Raw genomic sequence first — 19,069 nt, 5'->3', positions numbered from 1 at the left:
TTTTATTCATTTAGAATGGATATCCGATCGCGATATTCAGGATAAGATTATCTTTTCTCCAGTTTGCATCTCCAAAATTAATTCGGTCAAACGTCCATCTGTCACTTTTTTCATAGTATGGAACTCTCAATGGCATTGCCAAGTCTAGCCTTAAAATCAGGATAGAGAAATCAAGTCTCAGACCAAAACCGGCTCCCACCGCAATTTCACTTAAAAAATCTTTAGAAAATTCGGCTCCGGGTCTGGTTGGATCTGCATTCATTAACCAAATATTTCCAGCATCTGCAAAGACGGCAACATTTAAAAACTTATAAAGATTAGCACGATATTCTGCATTTAATTCTAATTTAATATCTCCGGATTGATCAAAATAAAATCCATCATCAATTGTTCTTGGATCAAAACTTCCGGGTCCTAAAGTTCTGGCACGGAAAGCTCTCACACTATTACTTCCACCTGCAAAAAACTGTTTTGAAAAGGGAATAAACTCTGAATTTCCATAAGGATAAGCAACTCCTCCGATAAATCTTGTGGCTAAAGAAGTTTTTTCACTGAATTTATGATAGAACCTGAAATCGTTTTCAATTTTTGCATATTGACTGAACGGAATTCCGAAAATATTTTTTTCCTTATCTTTTTTTACATTGGCTCCAGTTACCAAACCTGTAATATTTCCTGCTAAATCAAGGGTACCTTTATAATATATTGTATTGGTTTTCGGTAACATTGTATTGGTGTAACTGTAAGAATACGTTGGTCCGAAAATAAGCTGTTTTTTAACAACTCTTTGCAATGCTTCATTGTTATGAGCATATTCCATGTAAAGGTCAGTTACCTTTGCAGGTGAAACAAGGGTTACATCAAGAATTTTTAAATCATGCTCTTTCCTTGCATTTTCTTTCCATACATATCCGAATGAGCCGCTGAATGTATTTAAAGTATAATATTCTGTACGGTTTTGAAATTCATAACCAAGCATAATATTCGTTCTCGGAACAAAAGCACTCGACGAATTAAAACGGAACGGAGCGACAATTCTCGGAATCGAAAGCTGTACGTTTGTACCCGCTCTGAAAATATTTTTAGCATTTTCCGGACCACCGATTTGCACGTCGAAAGCTCCGTAAACAGAAGCTTTAAATTGTTCTGCACCTCTGAAAAAATTTCTGTGTGTCCAGTTTAAATTTAATTCGCTTCCTGCATAATTTGCAGAGTTTGTTCTTCCCAACGCTTCTAAACGCAACGACTGAATTTCCCTTGGTGTCAGCAAATAATAAGCATCGAATTTATGCTGTAAAGAATCTGAAACTACAAATTCATTTTTTACAAACTTAAAAACGCCCAGACTGATCAATCGGTTCAACGTAAGATTATGATTTGTTCTGTTATACACATCTCCTTTTTTGAAATATAAAGCTCTGTCGAAAACCTTAGGTTTAAATTTATGTTGAGGATCAATGATATAAACATCTTCCTGAGCATGTTTTTGAAGCGAATCCGCATTCATCGGAACGGCATATTTTCCACTTTTTACATCTCGGATATTGTAATTCGGGAAAACGACCACCTTGTCAATCGTAAACTGTTGCGTAGAAAGATCCGGCGTATTTTCTTTTAGTTTTACATTAAGCTCAACTTTGTGGTTTTTAGTGACCGTACTGTCTGCCTGAACAATTATATTATCAGGATGAAAATAATAAAAACCTCTTTCTTTTAAGCTGTTATCAATTCTTTCTCGTTCAGATTTAATCACATCAAGATCAAAAGGCTGACCTTTTTTCAGGAAAGTTTTGCCTGCAATGTTCTGAATTTCCTGATTCACCAACGAAGAATCTTTCTGAAATTTAACATCACTGATCAAATATCTTGCTCCCGGTCTTAAGGTATAAATCACCTGTGCCTTTTTATTTTTAGAAACCGTATCGTACGTTGCTCTTGCATTGAAATATCCTTTGTTTTCAGAATAATTTTCAATGATATCTTTATTAAATTCACGGTCTACATCGCCTAATAAAACAGGCTTTTCTCCTATTTTATATTTAAGCCAATAATTAAAACCTTTTTGTTTTTTCGGTTCTTTGGCGATATTGTAGAAGTATAATTTAGGTCTTAATCCCAAAACCGTAGAGTTCGGTTTAGGAGTAAGATTGGCTTCCAGTGCAGCTTGAAGTTCTTTCTTTTCTTTTTTTGAAAGAGTATCATTTTTAATTTTTACTTCTGCGCCGGTGTAAAGCATCTGTCCTTGTTTCAGATATTTCGTATTGCTGCAGGAAAGAGCCACCGAAGCCATTCCGAAAGTGAATAAATATGTAAAGTATGTTGGGTAATTTTTTTTCATTATTTAAATTCTACAGCTTGGTTTTGCTTATTTTTTCTCGATTCTCTTTGTTTTTTGTTTCTCGATTTCTGGAAGATATCCCGGAATTTGTTATAATCTAATGTAATGATAAATCCGACTCCGGTTTCTACGATTTGCCCCTGAAGAGCAACCTGATATTCGTTCTTTCTATAGGCACGCAGCATATATCTTCCGTCTTTGGAAAGGCTGTAATCTAACGTTACGTCTCCTGCAATATTGGTCATATTTTCATTTTGACGGGCATCTCCTTCCAATGCAAAATTACTTCCTACCGAAACTTTTAGTCGGTCATTTAATAGTTTTTTGCTTAAACCAATATTCAGATCGGTTCTTGTATTTTTTGCTCCTGTTGAATAATCTTCCGAAGATTCTAAGTCAAAATTAAGATCAACTCCTTTAATAAGATCAGCTGCAAGATTATTTAATTGTTGAGAAAGAATTTTACTCACACTCTGTCTTGCCAACATTTCTCCTGATAATCCTGCTCCGGATTCAAACGGATTTTCACCGATAAATCTATTTAAAAGTAATAAAGCAAAAACCTGTTTGTTCATTTCAGATTCCTGAGTTCTTAGCTGAGACAATTTTTGATCGATAATATCTGTTACATTCGAAGAAACAGCATTGTTTTTTTCATCAGTAGTAATGTCAAAAGTAATGACAGGTTTCAGCAATTCACCTTTCATCTTTAATAACGTATTGAAAGGAATTCTTTGTTTAAACTGATTCAATGTTCCTGCGTCTTCACCACTGATTTGCTGTTCAACTAAATCAATCGGTGCCGCTTCGGTTTTATAAACGGCGGTAATATCGAGATTTGCCGTCGTTGGTTCTCCAGTCCACGTAATGGTGCTTCCTTTTTGGATGTCGAATTTACGCTTCAAAACACTTACCGTCATTTCGTAACTTCCGGATTCTACTTCATAAACACCGACAAGCGTCATTTTTCCGGAAGGATCTACACCGCCCGTCAATTCAGCTTCACCCTGAAGTTTTACAAAATCTCCGTTGGCTTTATCGATTAATATAGACAATTTTGCTTTTTTACTGACTTCTATATTTACACTCACATCCATTCCCTGAATTCGACTTTGAGCTTTCAAAGAATCTGCTTTCACGGTTTTATTGAGAACAACCTGATCCTGATCGATAAATTCTACAATTCCTTCTCTTTCCTGCAAAGTAGGAGAAGATTGAGGTAGAACAAACGTAAAATCGGTGTTGTCTGAAACCGCCAATCGTCCGTCGACTTTCGGTAAATCTAAGTTTCCGCGGATGTGTAATCCTGCATCGATCGCCAAAATTCCGTACATGATCGCATCATCTGATTTTTCAGAATTTACGACTTTAAAATTTTTGGCATTAACATCCAGGTTGAAAGCAAAATCTCTGTAAGTCTGGGTTAAAACCTGTCCGTTAATTTTTAGAGAATTTCCGTCTTTATCATTTATTTTAAAGTTATCGAATTCAATTCCGCGGTTGGTAAAATCGATTTCGTCATTCAGTTTTCGGAAATCGCTTCCTGTTTTGGCTATTTCCAATCCTACATCATTGAATTTTACTTTACCCAAAATATTCGGTTTATCGGTAGTTCCCGTAATCTTCAAATTTCCTGAAACATAACCTTCCGTATTCGTAATCGCATTCATCGAGAGTCCTTGTACAGATTTCATTTGAAGCTGATTGATCGCCATATTCATGTCAAACGTGCTGGTAGAAGTATTGTAGTCTCCCAAAATTTTCACGTCATTATTGTTTCCGGAAAGGGCAATATCAGCATTTAAAAGATTCGGTGAAGCGTTGTTGACTTTCACGGCAAGGTTTCCAACAGGATTTCCATACACGAATAAATCTGTAATATTTAAATCAGAATTGAAAGTCATATTTTTCGTTATATCGCGTAACTGAGCCGTTCCGTTGATCGTTCCTTTTGCTAAAACAGTATCTTTTTTAATGAGTTCTGTTATCGTTTCAATCTTAAAATCTTTTAACGAAATATTTAAAGGAGCATTCGGAGTTTGAGATTCAGACTGCAATGAAATTTCACTTCCTGCATTCGAAAGCCTGAAATTATCTGCCAGAATTCCTTTGCTGCCGATCTGAATTTTATTTCCTTCTGCAACCGTCCAATCAGTGTAATTTAATTTTAAGCCGTTTGGATTTAACGAAATTTCTGTAATGTCATTTAGTGATTTAGCATTTCCGGCGATTAAGAACTGAGTAGCATCTTTTTCGTCTTTCGTTGTGATGTTATAGTTGATGATATTATTCGCAATATCTCCGCCAATTCCTATCTTATTTAAAGCAAAACTTGAGCTTTTTAACCCTGCAACATACAGATTATACTGTAAAGCCTGATTTTCATTCGTCACTTTTAAAGTCGCATTTTCAATAGAATTTTCGCCATACAGCAATTGTGGAATTTGTCCGTCGATTTCAATTTTTTGTGAATCGGCATCGTATTTTCCAATTAAATTGATGGTTTCAAAACTCTTTAAATCCGGAACAAATTTTCTGATGAGATCATCATTTTTTATTTTTGCATTGAAAGTAAAGAACTGTCCTTGCTGTATTTTCTCAGCTTTTCCGGGTTTTTGGAATTGATAATATTGATTAATGGTCTGCGTTAAAGCGCCAAAGATTTGAGTTAATTTATATTTCCCTTTTAATTCAACATCTGCAATCTGAGAATTGAAAATAATTTGGGTAGAATCATTGGTAGATTTTGCAATTAAATTCACTTCCTGAACCGGATAAACTTCTTTGGTATCGGAGAACGCAAAGTCTTTTAAATTTAAATAACCATTCAGATTATCAGGATCTAAATTGGTGAAATCGCCATCTATTTTTCCTGCGAGAATCATCGGATCTTTGTAGAAGCCAAGCTTATTAAGATCAAGTTTTATCACCTCACCATTAATTTTTATGGTAGGATTTTTTTCATTGTAAACACCTGAAGCCGTTAATAATACATTGGCATTCGGATCTTTAGAATTTAAAATAATATTGTAAGCTCCACGTCTTATTTTCCCAGTTAAATTCATGTTTTGATAACGGTAACCTTTGTAAACGGCGGAAGAAACGTGACCTTTCAGATCTGCGTTGGCATTTTTGAAGTCGAAACTTTCTCCTTTCGCATAAATCTGCGCCGAAATGGCTCCAATATCTTTATTCTGAATAATTTTTCCGATCTGTAAACTTTGAAGATTGGCTTTTACATCATACAATTCATGATTTTTTCTTCGCATATCAACTTTAGCAACAACAGAAGCGTTTCCAAGAGTGGAGTAGAGGTTCAGATTCGCGTCTACCACTTTGGTTGTGCCTTTTGCCGTTCCTTTTACGCTCATATTTGAAGGCAAAGAAATGTTGGAAGGAATTGTGTTTTTCGGAACTAAATTAAAGATCGTTTTCGCCGAAGAAGATAATTCTGCGATTCTCAAATCATAGTACAAATTATCAGGATTCATTGCATTTTTGATTCTTCCTGAAGCTGCAACTCGCAACTGATCCAAACCTGAAACTTTCAAATTGTCGATCAATAAATCATTGACGTTGCCTTTTAGATTGGCGTTGACGTTTAATATTGCATTCGGATATTTATTGAAAGGAACGGTGTTTTTCAACGTCGGAACCAAATTCAAAATATCAGAGAAACCGATTTTAGAATCTTTAATATGGGCTGAAATTTTTACTGTTCCCAAATTTGAACTCAATTGCTCAATCGAATTATAATTTAAAATAACCTCATCACGCAACAATGTTTTCGGGGTTTGTAAGTAAAGATTTTTTAAATAAGCCTCCTTTTCATTATACACAAAATCTGTATTGAATTTTTGAATATCCAATCCTCTCGCTTCCTGAATTTCCGCTGAATTTACACTTCCTGCAAACGTATTGTTCTGCATTTTGAAGCTTCTCACCTCAACATTCATTTTAGAAAAATTCAGGTGGTTGAAATCCATTCCTTGTTTTGTCGGTGCGATGGCGGTGTTGTTGTAAGCGACTTTTACATCATTTAAAACCAATTTTCCAAGCAATAAACTCAATGCTTTTTGTTGATCTGTGGCTTTTGAAACTTCAGGTTCTTTGGTCTCTTTTGGATTGGCATTTTGAGCAGGAAGATAAAGATTGGCATTAACATCTGCTCCGGAAAGGAAAACGTTATCAACATTATAAGCATTGTTTTCCAGATCAAGTTTGTTGACTTTCGTACTTAGTTCTTTGAACAATACTTTAGCGAAAGTTTTGGTATTGTCGTCACCGTAATCGATGTTGAAGTTGGTGAGTTTTATTCCTCTTAAACCAATCTGCATCGGCTTTTGGTTATTCAGAGAATCTACTTTTTTCTCCACCTTTTTGGAGACTTCTTCTACAAGATCCTGTTTTAATTTTAATTGTAATCCGTCAAGATTAATATCATTGACAGCGTATTTGTTATTCGCTAAATCAAAAGTTTTTACTCTTGTATCGAAAGATTTAAAGTAAAGTTTTATATCATTTTTAGATTGTAGGTCGTTGAACGTAACGCCGATATCTTTTAAATTAATTTTATCTAAAGAAATAATGAAGGGTTTCGACGGGCTTTCTTCTTTGTCAGTGGTCGCAAAAGCATCAATAATGTAATCGAAGTTGAATTTCCCGTCAGGTTTTCTTACGACATTGACTCTTGCGCCTTCCAGATCCACTGAAGTAATATCTGCCGTGGAATTGAGAAGTTTAAGCATATTCAAGCCGACATCGAGCTTTTTTACGGCTAAAAGTGTATCGACTTCCTGTCCTTTTAAATACAAATTTTCCATAACAAGGCTGTTTGGAAATGCTATATAAACTCTTTCTAGGCTTACTTTTGTTTTGATTTTTTTCTCCAGATAGACCACCAGTTTATCCTTGATGAAATTCTGAACTACCGGAAGTCTTAAGCTAAGAATAAGCAGCGTAAAAAATACCAATATGGAAATAATGGTGATTAAAAAACGCCTTAAAAGTTTTCTTTTGTTAATTTTTCGTTTCAAGAGTGATTGGTTTTAAACAAATATAATAATCCTAAAGTTACTAATTATCTGTTGTGATACCCTTTTACGAATACAAAAATCCTGCCTTGACTGCCCATTGTGGAATTTAGTTTAGTTAATTGTCAAGTGAATGAGTTGATGAAGACAGCCAACGCTCGGATTGTGGTTGTTTAAAAGCCCCCTTTTTATCATTTTTATATGTTGAAAAGGTTTTAAAAATGAATATTCAAATGTTAGCTTAGTTATTAAAAGGGGGCATTGATAATTTATATGTTGAGATAATAAATTTTCTTAGTCGTTTCCGTGACAGGTTACGCAGTTTGTTTTAAATATCATGCAGCGTGATAATGTTTTGACAAAGGTATTCACTAACTTTGGGTAAGTCTAATAGATATACTTCTAAAATATACCGAAAACTACTAAAGCCAAAAGAGATGAAAATATGCGGACAAAATATCAGGAAAATAAGAAGAGGTAAGGATTTTACTCAGGAATATATGGCTTTTGAGATGGGGATTTCACAAAAAGCGTATTCTGATATTGAAAATTCTAAAGTAAAGATCAATCTTGAAATTTTAACCAAAATCTCAACTATTTTAGAGATAAAACCGTCTGAAATCTGCAGTATTTCTCATAAGTGCGTAAACGATTTTGAAGGTAAATATAATGATCTTCTTGAATATATGAAAAAGAACAATATGTCGATTCCTGAAGAATATTTGTAATTTTTCAGCCACAAAAATAAAAAGTCTGCCTCAAACTGAGGCAGACTTTAATTTATAATAAAAATTTGTCTTTTTATTTAGTCAATAATCCAGGATAAAGAATCCCGTCTGTTTTTAGATTAAGATTTAATAAATAAGCAATTAATGGGGCGATATCTTCCTGTCCCATTAGTGGAAGTACAGTTCCTTTTTTGATACCTTTTCCAAAAGCAACGAATCCTGTCTGGATTTCTTTAAAATCAGTTGGTAGATAACCGTGCGTTCCTCCGTCTGCTGCTTTTAACAATTCTCCGGTAGCTGTCGCTCCGAAACTTACTCCCTGATAAGCCGCCAAAGCCAATGATGCGGTTGGATCTCCACTTGCTTCTGCAACCTGTTCTTTATTCAAAACGTGGAATAGCTTTTTATATCCTTCCGGAAGATTGTTTAAAAGTTCGTTTACTTTACTTAAAGTCGCTTTATCATTAGGATTTTTCAAATGTAAGAATGCAGAACCTCCACTTGCCTGAAAATACGCTTTCCAGTCTTCTTTCTTATCATTGTTATATAAACCTGCTTTTGCCAACATTACATTTGGATTAAACTGACTGTGAATATCCACAAAACCGTGATCACCTGTAATGATGAACGTTGTATTTTCTTCAATTCCTGCAGCTGCTGCAGCATCAATTAAAGTTTTGATAGCAACATCTGCACCGACTACTGCAGAACGAACTTTGTCGCCGTCTCTGCCTTCTTCATGTTCAAAATGATCGGTTGCAGCGATATGAAGAGCCAAAAATGAAGGTTTGTATCTTTTCAAAATATAAGCGGCCATTCTCGCTTTATTTTGATCGCTCACCATGTAATCTAAACTCGCTCCATATTCCCCGAATTTTCCCACTGCATAATCCTGCACTTCCTGGAAAAGTTCTTTAGGAGTAGATTCCATGCTCATTGCTTTTACTTCGTCTTTTTTCTCGCCTTTATTTTTAGGAAGATATACATATTCCGGTAAGTTGTAAGTGATAGGTGCTCCTACCGTTACAGGCCAGCTTACACCTGCAGTCGTAAGACCTGCTTCTTTTGCAACACTGAAAATGGTAGGTACTTTAATATCTTTATAAAACCAAAACCATTCTCCCGTAATTCCTAAAGGTTGAACAGGTGTGTTGTAATAAATCCCGTGTTTTGCAGGTAATACACCGGTTACGATCGTTGTATGTGAAGGATAAGTAACTGTCGGGAAAGAACCACGAACTCCATTGGCATAAGCTCCATTTTTCATCATTTGTCTCAGATTTACCATAGACCATTCTTGATTGAGATAAAACTCGGGTCTTAGACCATCTATACTTATTAAAACAACATGTTTTGAGTTATCCTGAGCATGAACCAATCCCATGGCAAGAGTAAGAAAAAAGAGTATTTTTTTCATTGTAAAAAATTTTTGCAAGATTAGGATATTAGTGTTAATCATGCATGAACAGCTTATTAAATGTTATGCATAGGAAGATGTATTTTTAAACATTTTACTGGAATTCTATTTTCAGAAGCAAAAAACTGTAAATAATTTGAATTTATAGGACAGTTAAGAAATTTCAAAATTTTGTGCAATTGAATTATCAGAATTGCACCTAGATTTTTCAATACAATATTCAGAATGTAAGAATATAGATGTATGATAATTAGTTGCTTCTACCCAATTTTGACGGTTCATTTGTCAGTTCTATCGTGGTAAAACGGGATAATTTTACCATGCCATATTAAGATAAATACTGTTTAACAATAAAAAATAGCTTATGAATTTAAACAATGACCAAGAAATTTTACAATCTGTTGTAAAAAAAGCATGGAAAGATCCTGCGTTTAAAAGCAGCCTAATCCAGAATCCGGTGGTTACTATCGAAAATTTTTTAGGACATCCTATTAATTTACCGACAGGCAAGAATCTGGCATTTGTAGACCAGACCGACTCCTCTACCATTTTTGTAAACATTCCGGCAGAGCTTGATATGGAAGATATGGAATTGGATGAAGATCAGCTGGATGTTATATCCGGAGGAACTAATGACGGGGATCCGCCAATTTATATAAAGCCAGTCAATTCTGGGGATAATATTTTCGGTGGAAACTAGATTATAATGAATTCTTTTGGATCGTATATAATTCCTGTTTTTCAAGAATTATATACGATTTTCATTTTAAATAATTTCTCATCAAATGATGTTTTTATTATTGATTTTACAAGCTGAAACTTAGTTTACATCCAATGCCTTAAAACTTTTCGCTATGATAAATTATAAATATATATTGTTTTTTTGTTTTTTATTTATTGGAAATAGGGCTGGAACATACTCTCAGACGAATAAAAAAGAGAGTCGTCCGTCTGCTGTTGTTAAAAACACTGCGGATAGTCTTTTAAATATTGGAATAAGACAGCAGGAATCTGGAAATTTCGCAGAATCTGTAATATATTTTAATAAAAGCCTGAGTGGCTATTATGAACATAAAGATTTTAAAAAAGCAGGAGACTGCTACAGCTACTTAGCCATTTCTTACTCTCTTCAGGGAAATTATATCCTATCTCTTTCTTACTTCGAAAAAAGTATTTCTGAATACAAAAAGGTTGGTTACAAACTAGGTATATCATCGGTAACTAACAATTTGGGCGGAACTTATTACTACTTAGGTAAATTTCCTCAGGCTCTTAGCTGTTATCAAAAAGTATTAGATATTCAAAAAGAAATTAAAGATCCGAAAACCATAGCCATAACCACTCAAAACATCGGAGGTATATATTCTAAACTGGAAGATTATACCAGTGCTTTAAAATATTATAAAAAAGCATATAATGTATATACAAAGCTAAATGATGTAAAAGCAATCGCTCAGAATTTAAATTCTACAGGATCTATACAAGTAAGGCTGAAAGACTTTGATCTTGCCTACAAAAATCTTAGCAAAGCTCTTCAGATTGCAAATAAAGAGAATGATAAGCAGATTAAGATTGAAGTGATGAATAATTTAGGAACATTGTTTTACAAGCAATCAGATTATTCTCATGCCTTAGATTATTTTAATAATACACTGCAGTTGGCGAAAGAAATGAACAGCCAGCAATATATAGGAGATTCTCAGATTGCTATAGGTAATATTTATAAAGAGAAGGGAAAAAATAAAGAGGCCGTTAAAAAATGCAGTGAAGGATTCTCAATTGGTAAAAAAATAGGTTCGCTTTCCTTAAAGAAAGATGCCTGTGACTGTTTGTATCAGTCTTATAAAGATCTGGGAGATGATAAGAATGCCCTTAGTTTTTATGAGAGATCCAATATTTTTGAAGACAGTCTCAACTCAAAAGAAACGTCCAATAGAATGATGAATATGGAGTTTCAGAAGCAGCAGCTTACAGATAGCATTGCTTATGTAAAGAAAGAGCATACGATTCAGATTAAGCATAAAGAGGAAGTACAGAGAAAGGAAAAGCAGAGAAATGCCATTATTATTTCCTTATGTTTTATTCTTGTTTTAGCAGGAGGTTTATGGAACAGACTCAATTTTGTTAAAAAGTCCAGAGAAGCATTGAGGATAGAGAAAGACCGTTCGGAAGAGCTTCTGTTGAACATTCTTCCTGAAGAAATAGCTGAAGAAACTAAAGCAGAAAGGAAGTGTGAACGCCAGAGATTTCAATCTGGTATCGATTCTCTTTACCGATTTTAAATCCTTCACACAAACCGCCGAAAAAATGTCTCCACAAAGCTTGGTAGAAGAAATCAACGTGTGTTTTAAAGCCTTTGATTTGATTTCAGAAAAATATAAAATAGAAAAAATAAAAACCATAGGCGATTCTTATATGGCTGCAGGAGGAATTCCCAAACCTGACAAGGATGCCCTGAAAAATATTGTTTTAGCCGGATTGGAGATGCAAAGGTTTATGGAAAAAAGACAAGATGAAAATAGGGAAACAGAAATACCGGCTTTCGAAATGCGTTTAGGGATTCATGCGGGACCTATTGTTGCAGGGATCGTCGGAGTAAAAAAATTCCAGTATGATGTTTGGGGAGATACCGTAAATACAGCAAGCAGAATAGAAAGCAACGGTATGGTAGGAAAAGTAAACATCAGCGAATCGCTTTATCATCTTATCAAAAACGAAGACTGCTTTAGTTTTGAATATCGTGGAAACATACAGGCAAAAGGAAAAGGAGAGCTTAAGATGTATTTTGTAGAAGCTGTATCGTAAAGAAATTTAAATAAAATTAGCATTGACAGTTTTGAAGTAAAACATGACAATTTTATACAAAAATGACCTTCTATCTTTACCTTATTGAAAATAAGATTATCAAGAGCAGACGAAACAAAAGGTAATTAAAAAAAGGAAAATAAGGTTGACAGTTTTAAAGCAAAACCTGGCAATTTTATATAAAAATGAGCTTCTATCTTTACCTTATTGAAAATAAGATTATCAAGAGCAGACGAAACAAATGGTAATTAAAAAAAAGAAAAATAAGATTGGCAGTTTTGAAGTAAAACATGACAATTTTATACAAAAATGACCTTCTATCTTTACCTTATTGAAAATGAAATTATCAAGAGCAGACGAAACGAATGGTAATTAAAAAAAGGAAAATAAGATTGGCGGTTTTGAAGTAAAACCTGGCAATTTTATACAAAAATGACCTTCTATCTTTACCTTATTGAAAATGAGATTATCAAGAGCAGACGAAACGAATGGTAATAAAAAAAAGGAAAATAAGATTGGCAGTTTTGAAGTAAAACATGACAATTTTATACAAAAATGAGCTTCTATCTTTACCTTATTGAAAATGAGATTATCAAGAGCAGACGAAACAAATGGTAATTAAAAAAAAGGAAAATAAGATTGACAGTTTTGAAGTAAAACCTGGCAAATCTATACAAGAAAAGCACTTTACCTTTACATCAAACAAAATGTAAATGTTATGGAAGATAAAAAAGAACAAATCATACAAGCGATCATATCTAAAGCCTGGGAAGATGTAGAGTTTAGAAAAGAATTACTATCAAACCCTATAGAAGCAATAGAAAGATTAACAGGAGTAGCAGTCGTTTTACCGGAAGGAAAAGAGCTGATAGTGGTTGATCAAACAGATAAATCTAAAGTGTATGTTAATATACCCGCAGAGCCGGAAATTGATAATATAGAGCTTACGGAAGATCAGTTGGAAATTATTGCAGGAGGAGGACAAATGATGTGGAAAGATCTAACTAACACTCTGTTTCCAGCGTTAAAAGACTGTATAAGAATTTAAAAATCAAACAAACAATAAAATAATTATTAATCATTAAACATTTAAAATCATGAACAATTCAGAACAAATCAGAAAAAACCTAGTTAACAATCAAGCATTTTTGTATTCAGTTGTTAATAAAGCTAACCAAGATTCATCTTTCAAAGCTAGTTTATTATCAGATTCAGAAAACACATTGAAAGCTTTTCACCCAAAATTTAAAGTTCCAAGTGGATACGAGCTTATCGTTGAGGATCAACCACAATTGAACACAGTTTATGTTGACCTTATTAAAACAGGAAGCACTGAACTTTCAGAACAAGAATTAGAATTGATCGCTGGAGGAGCTGCAGTAGGAACTTCATTAGAAGCAGCTGGTTCATTTGGTTGTGTTTGTGTTGTTACTTGGTAATAATGAACAGATCTAAAAATCTCTAATTTTAAATAAGTGCAGCCAAATAAAATGGCTGCACTTATTCTTCTGTCCACTGATCAGCTTTTGTATTGAACTACTATTCGTAGTATAATCATCTATAAGCGGTTACTATCAAATCATAAAAAATATTTAATCTATTACAATGGGCAATTCTACAATATTACAATCTCCGTTTCAATCAGAAATAAAAAGCAAGGTCACAAATTTCATGTGTTCTATTAATGAAAATGTGTTGGTAGAACATCTAACTTCTAGCAAAATCAAAGATCCAGATCTTTCTTTTGATGAATATTTAAAACAGTTAGAAGAAAATAATTGGCTGGATATTCGGGAACAGTATCACACATTGGATGAAACTTTTGTATTGCAAAAAGAGAATATTGAACGCTTATTCAATGATATAGCAAACGCTTTTGATGAAGATGAAAGCTTTCTTCAGGAAAAGGGGATTATTCAGGATCAGTATTTACAAGATATCAATATTGGTGAAGGAGATCAGCATAATGGAAAATCCACGGCAATAGTATCATTAACTGAAAATCAAAAAATAGTTTTCAAACCTACAAACGCTGCAATTTCAGAATCGTATTTCTCACTTTTAGATTGGGTAAGCCAGTATTTGGATATGGGTGATTGTACATATAAGATTTATAATAAAACAGATTATCATTGGCAAGAATTTGTAACGGAAAAACATTGTGATAGTTCGGAAGAATTACAAACTTACTATAAAAGAGCGGGCTATTTGTTGTGCATTTTGTATGCAATTAATGGCACAGACTACCATGCAGAAAATCTTATTGCTCATGGAGATACTCCTGTGCTGATAGATCATGAAACAGTTATTCTTCCCAAAATATCTACTCGTTATAAAGAATATTATAAGCAATTTAATGAAGTACAAAAAGACACGGTACTCAATACCTTTTTGCTTCCCAATAAAAGCGTAGAAGGAGATTTTCCGGTAGGAGCCTGTGGATTTGGATATTCCAAGGAAACCCATGTTTATGGAGAGAAAAGGGTAGGTGTAAACCGTTTTACGACCTACTGGAGAATGGTTACCAAATTAGTAGAAGAAAATTTTATTAGATGCAATATACCTACGCTAAAAGGCAAGAGGGTTTTTGCAGAAGAGTATTTGGAAGATCTTTTAAAAGGATTCGAAGACTGTTATCAATTATTATTAAAAAACAAAGAATTTTTATTATCAAAAGAATCGCCGATACAACATTTTAATAACGTACCGGTGCGATATATCTGGAGGTCTACTAATGCCTATCGAATAATTCTTAGCATTATGAGATTGCCTAAATACCAAAAAGATAAAACCTTATATAAACAAAAAGCAAGAGAATATCTATCCGTAGCTTTTAAAAACTTTCCCGAAGATTCTCCTTTACGAAACATCTTAGAACATGAAATTACCCAAATGTTAAGGGGTGATATCCCTTATTTTGAAGTAAATTCTTCGTCTAGAGATTTGGAAACAGAATTCGGCACAATAAAAGATTTCTTCGAACTCACGGCGGTAGAAAATATAGAACGAAAACTGAACAAACTGACTTTAGAAGATTTAGAATATCAGAAAAACTTAATTATTGAAAGCCTTACATAAGGTTCTGTAATAAATATCTCAACATGAAAAAGCCTATCACATTTATTTTAATTGTTTGTATGATTATTCAAGGTTTTGCACAAGAATTCGAAAACAAATTACCCGGAAATACAGCTTTGCCTAGTTCTGAAGCAGAGTTAAAGGCGTTGGCTGCTAAAGACAACGGTAATTATAAATATAAAGTAGAAGATTATTTTGCTAAACCAAAAGCATCTTCGTTTCAGCTTTCGCCTGATGGTAAATATATTTCTTACCTGGAAAAAGATCTTAATCTTAAAAACCATGTGTATGTTAAAAACATAAAAACAGGAGAAATAAAAAGAGTGATTGAAGAAAAAGGAGAATTAATCCGTGGATATGCGTGGGTAAACAACAATCATTTAATTTACGTGATGGATAAAGGCGGAAACGAAAACTATCACTTGTTTTCTGTAAAAATAGATGGAACAGGTAATAAAGAAACTGACTCCGTTTGATGGAGTAAAAGCAGATATTTTAGCCCTTCTGAAAGAAGATCCGGATCATATCATTATTTCAATGAATAAAAATAATCCCCAAATTTCTGATCCTTATAAAATAAATATTGTAACCGGAGAATTGCAGCAACTTTATAAAAATGAGGATGCTGAAACCCCCGTTGTAGATTATGATTTTGACAAAGACGGAAACTTAAGAGGGTATACAAAAATTAAAGACGGGGTTATTTCGCAATACTTTTACACAAAAGATGGTGGTAAAACTTTTAACCTAATTAAAGAATATGGAATGGAAGATACATTCGATATTTTGCAGTATAATTATTCTTCCGAAAATCCTGATGATGCTTATGTTTTAACAAATTTAGATTCTGATAAAGCTGAAATTCATTTGTATGATTTAAAATTAAATAAGTCTATTAAAACTATTTTCTCAAATAATAATTATGACGTCAGCGATATAAGTTTATCTAGAAAAAGAGGCTATGAAATAGATTACTTTGTTTACGAAGGCGATAAAAAAGAAATTATTCCTCAAAGTAAATCATTTAAAAATTTAGATCAGAAAATAAGAAAACAATTTACGGGTTATCAATATGGAATTGTTGGGGTAACAGACGATGAGTCGATGTATTTAGTTTCTGTTACAAGTGATAAACTGGTTGGGAAATATTATACTTATGATCCGAAAAAAAACGAATTCAGTTTTCTGTACGATTTAATGCCTCAATTGAAGGAGGAAGATATGGCGGAAATGCGCGCAATCTCCTTTAAAAGCAGAGACGGAAAAACCATTCATGGCTATATTACATTACCAAAAACAGTATTGGAAGGTAAAAAAGTTCCTTTAATTGTAAATCCACACGGTGGGCCACAAGGAGTGAGAGATCATTGGAGCTTTAATCCGGAAACCCAATTATTTGCCAGTAGAGGATATGCCACTTTACAGGTGAATTTCAGGATTTCTGGCGGCTATGGTAAAGATTTTTTCAAGTCTGGTTTTAAACAAATAGGCAGAAAACTGATGGATGATGTGGAAGACGGTGTACAATATGTAATTAATGAAGGCTTGGTAGATAAAAACAAAGTGGCCATTTATGGAGCAAGCCATGGTGGTTATGCGGTGTTGAGGGGAATGGAAAAGACACCCGATTTATACGTTTGCGGTATTGATTATTGTGGAGTTGCCAATATTTTTACTTTTATGAGCTCTATGCCGGCTTATTGGAAACCTTACATGGAAATTATTAAAGGCTATTGGTATGATGTGAACGATCCAAAAGAGAAAATTATTGCCCAAGAAGTTTCTCCTGTTTTTCATATTGATAAAATTAAAAAACCATTATTTGTAATACAGGGAGGAAACGATCCTAGAGTAAACATCAACGAATCAGATCAAATCGTAGAAGCATTACGCAAAAAAGGATTTGCTGTTCCTTATATGGTAAAATATAATGAAGGACACGGATTTCGCAAAGAAGAAAACCAAATAGAATTGTACAGAACAATGCTGGGTTTCTTTACAGAAAATTTGAAATAATGTACAGTGGCATGAACTGCAAACGTGCTTTATTTAATGATTTTTTGATATTTTTTTTAATCTTTTCTTTTAAGATTTATGTATTTTTGCCGTATTAGTGATTATTTATATAAAAAACATTTCAATGAACTCAAAGTGTCTTAACTGTGGAAGCGAAACCATTAATAACTTCTGTTCTGTTTGTGGACAAAACAACGCGACCCATCGTTTTTCTTTAAAACATTTCGTTGTACACGATTTTATACACGGAGTATTTCATTTAGATAAAGGATTTTTATTTACGATTAAAGAACTGTTTACAAGACCTGGTCATGGTATCAGAGAATATATACAAGGAAAAAGAGTAAAACATTTCAATTATTTTACTTTATTACTTATTATAATTGCAGTGACACACTTTACAGGCGAATTTACAGACAATGTTAATTCTGCCTCAAACAGTAGTGACATTGATGGGTATTCCAGAGTTGTAGAAGAATATGCTAAATTTATAATTCTGTCATTTGTGCCATTTTTTGCGCTTGCGAGCTATTTTTTGTTCAAAAAAAGCAAACAAAACTATATGGAGCATTTGGTGATGACGATGTATATGATCAGCGGAATCCTGATAATCAATTATATATTAACAGTAACATCGCTATTTTGTTCAAATGAAACAATACTCAAGTATGTTCACACACTTACAGAATTGTTAAAAATAGTCTACTTTTTTTGGTTTTATTACCAATACTTTTCGGCTTTTAATTACAAAAAAGGGAGCCTTATCGTTAGATGTATCACTATTATAATTGCCGTTGTTCTCATTGGATTATCCATCAACACCATCATTAACAAAATCGGTTTATTATATTTCCATTAGATCAACTTATTATTTGTAGCATATGCAATAGCTTCTGTAATGCTGCTTACTTCTAATTTGTCGAATAATTTTCTTCGATGAAATTTTACGGTGTCGGGAGAAATAAATATAGCTCCCGCTATATCGTTAATCGTATATCCTCTTGCACAAAGCTGCAGGATTTCCAGCTCTCTTTTGGAGAGTTCTACCTTTTTCTCGGTTTCCCAGACTTCCCTGTCTAATCTGTAGTGATAGACTTTATTTTCTCCGTTTTGATATATTTTAATATTTCCGGCATTTCTTTCTGAAGAAATAGAAATAATACATATAGCCTTCCAGATTTTTCCGTCTTTATTTAAAAATAAAGGTGTTAATTTTTGGTTGACCAATATCTTTTTACCCTCTTTATTGATGATATGAAAATCGTAGGAGATTGTATAATCCAGTCTGTTTTCCAGAGAAATCTTATCATAAAAATCAAATCCTATAGAATTAATCTTTAGCAGCAGTTCCAAATCTGTTTTCGGAACATATTTAAAATAAAAAGCATACCCCATTTCCAATACCTGCTGAGAAGTATTGCCACATAAAAACAAAGGATTGTCTGATACGTATTCAAACCCTTGTTTCATATAATCGATTACATAAATGCTGGTGTAGGTAGCCCTTGAAAATGCTTTAATAGATTCCAGATAATTAAACTGCTGTTCCTTTTCTTCATCAGTTACATTACTAATAGTATTTCTATGATTAAAGAAAGAATTTGGCTCGTTTTCATTCACTTTTTATCAGTTTTTATACAAAAATAGGATAAAA

12 protein-coding genes and 1 pseudogene are annotated in these 19,069 nt (G+C 33.4%); 9 read left to right on the top strand and 4 right to left on the bottom strand.

The window, feature by feature from the left end; genetic code table 11:
• Positions 1–10: 10 nt before the first annotated feature.
• The gene (gene tamL, locus J3D55_RS20635) at positions 11–2,338 is read right to left on the bottom strand and encodes a translocation and assembly module lipoprotein TamL (RefSeq protein WP_259134193.1); all 2,328 of its coding nucleotides are present in this window, start codon (positions 2,336–2,338) and stop codon (positions 11–13) included.
• Positions 2,338–7,374, bottom strand: coding sequence for a translocation/assembly module TamB domain-containing protein (locus tag J3D55_RS20630; protein ID WP_259134190.1), 5,037 nt, complete (start codon positions 7,372–7,374; stop codon positions 2,338–2,340). Before J3D55_RS20630 ends, tamL begins: the two co-directional genes overlap by 1 nt.
• Positions 7,375–7,808: 434 nt before the next feature.
• On the opposite strand from J3D55_RS20630, the gene J3D55_RS20625 reads away from it, so the two are divergent.
• Entirely contained in the window at positions 7,809–8,099 is a 291-nt protein-coding gene (locus tag J3D55_RS20625) for a helix-turn-helix domain-containing protein (protein WP_259134178.1), read from the top strand.
• A 73-nt stretch (positions 8,100–8,172) separates the two neighbouring features.
• Here J3D55_RS20625 and J3D55_RS20620 read toward each other — a convergent pair whose 3' ends face one another.
• On the bottom strand, positions 8,173–9,516 hold the full coding sequence (locus J3D55_RS20620; RefSeq protein ID WP_259134175.1) for an alkaline phosphatase family protein: 1,344 nt from the start codon (positions 9,514–9,516) through the stop codon (positions 8,173–8,175).
• 364 nt (positions 9,517–9,880) lie between these two features.
• On the opposite strand from J3D55_RS20620, the gene J3D55_RS20615 reads away from it, so the two are divergent.
• The 8 genes and pseudogenes from J3D55_RS20615 to J3D55_RS20580 all read left to right on the top strand — a co-directional run bounded on the left by J3D55_RS20615 (position 9,881) and on the right by J3D55_RS20580 (position 18,274).
• Entirely contained in the window at positions 9,881–10,216 is a 336-nt protein-coding gene (locus tag J3D55_RS20615) for a hypothetical protein (RefSeq protein ID WP_259134172.1), read from the top strand.
• A 154-nt stretch (positions 10,217–10,370) separates the two neighbouring features.
• A complete protein-coding gene (locus J3D55_RS20610; RefSeq protein WP_259134170.1) occupies positions 10,371–11,798 on the top strand; it encodes a tetratricopeptide repeat protein in 1,428 nt (475 codons plus the stop codon).
• Positions 11,749–12,321 (top strand): adenylate/guanylate cyclase domain-containing protein, encoded by a 573-nt coding sequence (locus tag J3D55_RS20605; RefSeq protein ID WP_259134167.1) that lies wholly within the window; start codon positions 11,749–11,751, stop codon positions 12,319–12,321. The genes J3D55_RS20610 and J3D55_RS20605 overlap by 50 nt, the downstream gene beginning before the upstream one ends.
• A 667-nt stretch (positions 12,322–12,988) precedes the next feature.
• Positions 12,989–13,369, top strand: coding sequence for an NHLP leader peptide family RiPP precursor (locus J3D55_RS20600; protein ID WP_310467519.1), 381 nt, complete (start codon positions 12,989–12,991; stop codon positions 13,367–13,369).
• A gap of 49 nt (positions 13,370–13,418) precedes the next feature.
• Positions 13,419–13,760: a hypothetical protein gene (locus J3D55_RS20595; protein WP_259134165.1), complete on the top strand. Its 342-nt coding sequence runs from the start codon at positions 13,419–13,421 to the stop codon at positions 13,758–13,760.
• 166 nt (positions 13,761–13,926) lie between these two features.
• Positions 13,927–15,399: a type 2 lanthipeptide synthetase LanM gene (lanM, locus tag J3D55_RS20590; protein ID WP_259134161.1), complete on the top strand. Its 1,473-nt coding sequence runs from the start codon at positions 13,927–13,929 to the stop codon at positions 15,397–15,399.
• A 59-nt stretch (positions 15,400–15,458) separates the two neighbouring features.
• Positions 15,459–17,415, top strand: a pseudogene (locus J3D55_RS20585) (S9 family peptidase).
• Between the two features lie 124 nt (positions 17,416–17,539).
• Positions 17,540–18,274, top strand: a complete 735-nt coding sequence (locus J3D55_RS20580; protein WP_259134141.1) for a DUF3667 domain-containing protein — start codon at positions 17,540–17,542, stop codon at positions 18,272–18,274.
• Here the strand turns inward: J3D55_RS20580 and J3D55_RS20575 are convergent.
• Positions 18,271–19,035 (bottom strand): LuxR C-terminal-related transcriptional regulator, encoded by a 765-nt coding sequence (locus J3D55_RS20575; RefSeq protein WP_259134139.1) that lies wholly within the window; start codon positions 19,033–19,035, stop codon positions 18,271–18,273. The genes J3D55_RS20580 and J3D55_RS20575 overlap by 4 nt on opposite strands.
• Positions 19,036–19,069: the final 34 nt, after the last annotated feature.

The organism is Chryseobacterium ginsenosidimutans (assembly GCF_024807225.1).
GTDB lineage: Bacteria > Bacteroidota > Bacteroidia > Flavobacteriales > Weeksellaceae > Chryseobacterium > Chryseobacterium ginsenosidimutans.
This window is presented reverse-complemented; position numbering and strand designations above follow the sequence as displayed.

Coding starts and splice junctions, on each gene's coding strand:
- tamL (WP_259134193.1), bottom strand. CDS start 2,338: ATGAAAAAAAATTACCCAACATACTTTACATATTTATTCACTTTCGGA.
- J3D55_RS20625 (WP_259134178.1), top strand. CDS start 7,809: ATGAAAATATGCGGACAAAATATCAGGAAAATAAGAAGAGGTAAGGAT.
- J3D55_RS20620 (WP_259134175.1), bottom strand. CDS start 9,516: ATGAAAAAAATACTCTTTTTTCTTACTCTTGCCATGGGATTGGTTCAT.
- J3D55_RS20615 (WP_259134172.1), top strand. CDS start 9,881: ATGAATTTAAACAATGACCAAGAAATTTTACAATCTGTTGTAAAAAAA.
- J3D55_RS20610 (WP_259134170.1), top strand. CDS start 10,371: ATGATAAATTATAAATATATATTGTTTTTTTGTTTTTTATTTATTGGA.
- J3D55_RS20595 (WP_259134165.1), top strand. CDS start 13,419: ATGAACAATTCAGAACAAATCAGAAAAAACCTAGTTAACAATCAAGCA.
- lanM (WP_259134161.1), top strand. CDS start 13,927: ATGGGCAATTCTACAATATTACAATCTCCGTTTCAATCAGAAATAAAA.
- J3D55_RS20580 (WP_259134141.1), top strand. CDS start 17,540: ATGAACTCAAAGTGTCTTAACTGTGGAAGCGAAACCATTAATAACTTC.